Annotated in this window: 2 protein-coding genes; one reads left to right on the plus strand and one right to left on the minus strand. The window is 70.9% G+C overall.

Annotated elements, in window-relative coordinates; translation table 11 throughout:
* Positions 1-584: PadR family transcriptional regulator (locus tag G6020_RS04805; RefSeq protein ID WP_206682202.1), on the plus strand; the 584-nt coding region annotated here is incomplete at its 5' end.
* A gap of 11 nt (positions 585-595) precedes the next feature.
* Here the strand turns inward: G6020_RS04805 and G6020_RS04810 are convergent.
* Positions 596-1,507 carry a serine protease gene (locus tag G6020_RS04810; protein WP_182609843.1) on the minus strand — a complete coding sequence of 304 codons (912 nt, stop codon included), beginning with the start codon at positions 1,505-1,507 and terminating at the stop codon, positions 596-598.
* Between the last annotated feature and the right edge of the window lie 168 nt (positions 1,508-1,675).

The following is a 1,675-nucleotide window of genomic DNA, read 5'->3' on the forward strand; positions in this document are numbered from 1 at the left end:
CGGGACCCTTCGGCCCTGGTGGGCCGTTCGGCCCGGGCGGCCCGTTCGGGCCCGGTGGACCTTTCGGCCCGGGCGGCCCGTTCGGCCCGTTCGATGAGGGACGTGGGATGCGGCGCGGCCACCAGAGGCGACGACGACGAGGGGACGTCCGACGCGGCACGCTCCTGCTATTGGCCGAGGGACCGCGGAACGGCTACGGGATCATCCGCGAGCTCGCCGAGCGCAGTGGCGGCACGTGGCGCCCCAGCTCGGGCGCGGTCTACCCGGCCCTGTCTCTATTGGAGGACGAGGGCCTCATCGGTCCCGCGGAGGACGCCGGACCCAAGCACTACCAGCTCACCGACGCCGGTCGCGTCGAGCTCGAGACACTCGCGGACCGCCCCGCCCCGTGGGACGACGCCACCGAGGAGGCCACCTCCCGACTGGGCGGGGACGCCGACCTCTGGAAGGCGTTCGGCGAGGCCGCCATGGCGGTCCGGGCCGTCGTCCAGACGGGCGACCCGACCACCAGCACCGCGGCCACCGAGGAACTGGTCGCGCTACGCAAGCGTCTCTACGGGTTGTTGGCCGACGCCGGCGACTGAGCAGCGGCCGGTCACCCCACCCCGTTGTCGGCCAGAAAGCGTCGAAGTTCGGAGGTGCCGGTGACGATGTTGAACGCCTGGCATCCGCCGCGGATGGCGTAGGAGTTCACGCCCACCACCCGACCCGACCCGTCGACGGTGGGCCCGCCGGCCATACCGGGGCTGATGTCGGCGTCGATCTCGTATCCCTCCACCCCCCTCGCGGAGGCCGGCCGCGCGGAGACGGTGCCGGCCTTGAACGACGGGGGCTGGATTGCCTTCTCCTCCGAGACGTCGGCACCGGCGCCGGGAAAGCCGATCGAGGTGACACTGTCGCCCGGTTGCGGGTCCTCCTCGGCTATCGCCAACGCCGGCGGCCGCGAGCCCGAGTCCGTCGCCTCGACCCGCAGCAGGGCCAGATCCCCGTCCTCGAACGGCATCACGTCGGCGACCCGGACAGGGACCCAGTCCGTGATGGTGGCGCCGTCGATGTCGGGCTGACCGGCCATCACCCGGACCTCGACCACGGCCTCCAGGGATCCTTCGTCGGCGACGTCGTGGTCGTCGAGGTAGGAGGAGATCACGACGTCACGGCCCTCATCCCGGCCGACGCAGTGCCCGGCGGTGATGATCTCCCCGTCCTCGCCGGCCATCCACCCCGTGCAGGTCCGTACCGCCGTCACCTCGGTGGACCGGACGTCGTCCCCCTCCCCCTCACCCGGGTCGAGGACGTACCCGGAGACGGTGGTCATGAGGAACACCACCGAGTCGTCGAGTTTCTGCGGATTCATGGACGTCGGTTCCACCGCGGGCGAGGTGGATTCGATCACCCCGGGGACGTTCTGGCCGGCCGGGGGGTTTCCGCCGCCGCCCTGGACGCACGCCGTCGCGGTGGCCACGAGCATCACCGCGAGCGGCAATGCGGTCGTCAGTCGTTGGTTCATGGCGGCTTCCTTAGCCATATGAACAGATCTTCATGTTCTGATGTCGTGAACGTTACTCCGCCCGCGAACGTCCTACCAGTGATGCCCGCTATTCACAGGCGACCCCGTCGTTGTCGCGGTCCAGCTTCGGCGCGTACCCCGGCTCGCCCCGCATGAGCGGGGCCGCGC

This window comes from Dietzia sp. B19, assembly GCF_014145155.1.
Classification (GTDB): Bacteria; Actinomycetota; Actinomycetes; order Mycobacteriales; family Mycobacteriaceae; genus Dietzia; species Dietzia natronolimnaea.

Excerpts from the sequence above, each read along its gene's own strand:
- G6020_RS04810 (WP_182609843.1), bottom strand. The coding sequence starts at position 1,507 with ATGAACCAACGACTGACGACCGCATTGCCGCTCGCGGTGATGCTCGTG.